Origin of the sequence: Acinetobacter sp. V2 (genome assembly GCF_001188385.1) — a bacterium.
GTDB lineage: Bacteria > Pseudomonadota > Gammaproteobacteria > Pseudomonadales > Moraxellaceae > Acinetobacter > Acinetobacter oleivorans.
On sequence record NZ_JZFB01000001.1, the window covers coordinates 1,207,123 to 1,211,224 of the forward strand.

The following is a 4,102-nucleotide window of genomic DNA, read 5'->3' on the forward strand; positions in this document are numbered from 1 at the left end:
AAACGAGCAGTTTGATCATATTGATATGCTTGCGCTAATGAAGAAACACACATGAAAGCTGCCAACGTACAAACCACTTTAACAGCTGGCTGAGCACTCTTAATTTTTGTCATGTAAATACCTATCGAAATTATTGTTCTGTCGTCATTCCAGATCAGTACTGTATTTTAACAACATGCGAAAGTAAAATTTCAAGATAGGCTGAGTTCTTGGCTCCATGCCGAATTAGGCTGCTGATAGATGTGTTGACACACTTGCTTAACAGATGAAATGAAATGCTGGTTCTGTCCATCCCATTTTTCAACCATGCAATAACTAATATGAATGCCTTTAGGATGAAACTCTCTAGCTAATGACTGCGCTAAAGCACGAATACCCGCAAACATGCTCTGGCTTAACACATCATAATGAGTCGAGTTGTTAAATGGTGCACCAAGAAAAATAACAGTGCCCCGCTGCTGCTTTAACATCGGCTTAATCACAGTTTGCGCCACACTCACCGCACTTAAACCTGTGGTCTGCCAATTGTGTTCAATCTCTTCTAAAGATAAAGCCTCAATATTGGGCGAAGATGAAAAATTCGGTTGAAACACACAGAGTTCAATTGTGTGTCTTTGACTGGAAATATAACGCACCAAGCTTTTTAAATGATCTGCATTTACTAAGTTCAAATGCACTGCTGTTACGCCATCGTTGATGGAGTGAACTTGGATTTTTTGCACAGCTGAATCATGCACAACTTGATAAAGGTGTAATGGAAATTGTGCGTTTTTATCTAGAATTAGAAAATCACGCTCGATTAGGTGTAAATCATGACCAGCAACGACAACACAGCCCTGCTTTTTTTGAAATCTCTGACATATTTTTTTTAGCATTTTAGTCTCTCTCAAAATTTTTCTTGGTAAGGGCGTAAATCGAGTTCATGTGTCCAAAGCTTCGGTGTTTGTTGGTAAAGCATCCAATAGTTTTCTGCAATTGCATCAATATTGAGGCCACCCGTACCACGGGTAAGACGGGCTAATCGCCCCAGACCAAATAATGCTTTATTTACTCTATCGCCATCGACCATTCCATCAATAATCACATGAGCAATATGTATGCCTTGTGATTTATAAATTTGAGCTAGATTGAGTGCATAAGCTCGCAAAGCAGATTTACCCATGGTAAAAGCTGCGAAAAAAGGTTTCCCTCGCAAAGAAGCGCTCGCACCTGTAAAAATAAGCGTACCGTGGTTTTGATCTTTAAAGATTTTTAGACAGCTTTGAGAAACTAAATAAGCCGATAAAAAAGTGGATTGCCACATTTGCGTAAAAAACGACAGCGGACTTCGTAGAAAGATTGAGGGAATATTTCCCCCTACGTTATGAATGACAGCAGTAATACGCTCATTTTGACTGGTGATTGTGTCAAATAAAGCTTGTACTTGCTTTATATCTTCTGCATCTAGACGAAATGCGACTGCGTCCCCACCTTTCGAATGAATTTCGGCAGCAACTGCTTCAATTTTCTGGAAAGTGCGCCCAGCGATATAAACTTTTAAACCTTCTTTTGCAAAACAATGGCACACGGCTGCGCCAATACCTTGTAATGCACCAACGCCAATGACAACTGCACAATCTAATTTTTTATCTGGTGTTGCTAATGTCATGGTCATTTCACCCTGTTTGTTTTTTATACCATAAAGCAATAAACGGACGATCCAAAATTTCTTTACTAAATTTTTTGCTTGTGCGAACCACTTCACCAAGTTGAGCGACCACCGCAATGTCGGCAATTGTCTGAGAGTCTCCAACTAGCCATTCATTTTGCGATAAAACTTGTTCAATACGGTCTAAGTGTTTAATAAACTCTGCTTCAACATTTTCAGCTTTCATTCGGCCTAGACCTTGAAAGAAAAGCTGTGTTTTTAACTCGGCTAAAATAAATCCTTTTACCATTGGTCTTTCATACGCTGGGCGGCCAATACTGCTAATGCGAATTGCCTCGTCTAATGCATCTGGGTCATTTACGCGGAAATAGACTTCATAAAAATAGAGAGCTTCATCTGCCCAGTCTTCCCACAGCTCTGCAAGTGCTTTTTGATTTGGATCTTCTGGATAAAGCCGTGGTGTATCTGGATAAGTTTCTTCTAGGTAGCGAGCAATTCGGGTACTGTCTTGTATTCGCTGTCCATTATGGTCAATTACAGGTACTTTACCCACTTTACTGAGCAAAGGAACTTTTGCCCCCAAAATGCCATTATAGTTAACTGTGTCAAATGAGATTCCTTTAAATTTTAAAATTCTTGAAACTTTCTGACAAAATGGGGAAATTTCCCATTGATGCAAAATAATATCCGACATTTATTCACCTTTATTTTAATTGCTTGTTTTGCTTACTAGTTCTTTTTTAGAACCAATCAATAAATATACAGAATGCATTTTTAAGTCAAACTGTTTTTGATGACGAATAAGTTTTAAAAAGCCAAAATCTTTTGATTTATATCGTTTTATGTTCAGCCATTTTTAATGAATATAATTAAAATTACGCGGAACCATGTCATTAAAATAGAACCGCGTATATTTGATAAATTAATAAGTCACTGTAACAACAACACTATCAGAATAGTTTCCTGGTGTACTTGCAATGGAAGTACCTTGTGGAATTTTTCCATAGACAGGTGTGCTTTGAGCGCTACCTGTTCCCCTACCAGACACTCCACCGGCTCCCCCAACATTGGTTACGCCACCTGTGGCATCCCACACCGTACTATAGTTAGAGTCTTTATATAACTGATAGGGAATATATTCATTATTACCATTGGTCATACGCCTAAATCCGCCAGCAATACGGTTATTGCCATCGCCTAAATAAATGCTATATGGCGTTCCATAATTACAGGTCGAATTTACAGCTCCTTGCGCTGTGTAATCCCGCTTAGTCGTACTAATATCATTAATATTGCTGAAATCTACAGTTGAGGTTGAGTTTAATTGGCACATACTTGGTACCACAAAGTTTGCTGTTAGTAATGTATCACCTGAATCCCAGCCACCAAGTAAATCACCACAAGATAAACCCAAAAGATCCATATCCCAATACAACCGAACCGAAGCCGTATATGTTCCTTTAGGATATGCAATGAGTGACCCCGTTCGAGCTGGTACTTTCACATTTACCGAGTAACTCACAATATTATTTGATGCGACTGTTGCTACTGGACCATACCACACATTGGAGGTTTGATTGGTGGTAGAAGACCCAGCTCCACCTACAGTTGCAGTGACCGTATATGGTAAAGTCACACTATTATTCGCAGTGGTTGCTCCTGTAAATACGGTTTTCATACACATGAAATTAGAAATCTGGGGAAGTCCTAAATTCGTGCAAGTAATTGTGCCTGAAAGGTTTACAGTTGCATCACTATTAATATTTGCTGCCGTGTAGGTAAAAGTACTATTAGTAGTTCCGCTTACCGTACAAGCAGCATGTGCTGGACTAAAAAAAGCATAAACGACATAAAATAAGCAAATACCTATAAAGTATTTTAAAACCAATGAAAATTTCTTATAGCTCTCTATTTGAGCCTTATTCATAATATTTAATGACATACATAAGGTCCCAATTTTTTAGTTGAGTACTGATTACTGTTATAAGTGAAGTCAACTTGGCAGGTGCCATGATCTAGTAGATCGACTTCAAGTTTGTTTTGTTTTAATAGATTTTGAATAAATACTTCACCGTCGTAGCCAACTACAACCTCTTGCTGACCATTAATTCGAACTGTATAACCCGGTAATAAAGGTGAATTATTCTGGTCAACAAGTTTGACTAATCCAGAAATGACCTGATGAGCACCAAAGTCAATAAGACCACCTTGGCGATAACCTACAACTGTTTTCTGATCTGTAGACTTCACGCTCCAATTCAAAGGCAGATACGATGGATCTAAATAAATATGGTTTTCCTTGTATGGCATTAGACTAGGAATCAGAAATCTTCCAGAATTATCGGTTACGCCTAAATTTACCCCGCCATTTATAATCTGACTTTTCGGCCCAGCATTGGTCACAACTGCGTAACCATCTCCAATTTCATTGGCTGCAAACACTCGTCCTGCTGC

At 38.7% G+C, this 4,102-nt stretch carries 5 protein-coding genes and 1 pseudogene; all 6 read right to left on the reverse strand.

Annotated features, from left to right (window positions below; all coding sequences use genetic code 11):
* Nucleotides 1-113: pseudogene (locus tag UC75_RS20305) on the reverse strand (chorismate mutase); the annotation flags it as partial.
* 78 nt (nt 114-191) lie between these two features.
* A complete protein-coding gene (locus tag UC75_RS05535) occupies nt 192-875 on the reverse strand; it encodes an SDR family NAD(P)-dependent oxidoreductase (RefSeq protein ID WP_049836962.1) in 684 nt (227 codons plus the stop codon).
* An 11-nt stretch (nt 876-886) separates the two neighbouring features.
* Nucleotides 887-1,648, reverse strand: coding sequence for an SDR family NAD(P)-dependent oxidoreductase (locus UC75_RS05540; RefSeq protein WP_049837346.1), 762 nt, complete (start codon nt 1,646-1,648; stop codon nt 887-889).
* Nucleotides 1,649-1,655: 7 nt separating this feature from the next.
* Nucleotides 1,656-2,342 (reverse strand): glutathione S-transferase family protein, encoded by a 687-nt coding sequence (locus tag UC75_RS05545; protein WP_049836963.1) that lies wholly within the window; start codon nt 2,340-2,342, stop codon nt 1,656-1,658.
* Between the two features lie 228 nt (nt 2,343-2,570).
* On the reverse strand, nt 2,571-3,590 hold the full coding sequence (locus UC75_RS05550; protein WP_049836964.1) for a spore coat U domain-containing protein: 1,020 nt from the start codon (nt 3,588-3,590) through the stop codon (nt 2,571-2,573).
* Nucleotides 3,581-4,102: FimD/PapC C-terminal domain-containing protein (locus UC75_RS20310; RefSeq protein WP_322842884.1), on the reverse strand; the 522-nt coding region annotated here is incomplete at its 5' end. The genes UC75_RS20310 and UC75_RS05550, both read right to left, overlap by 10 nt.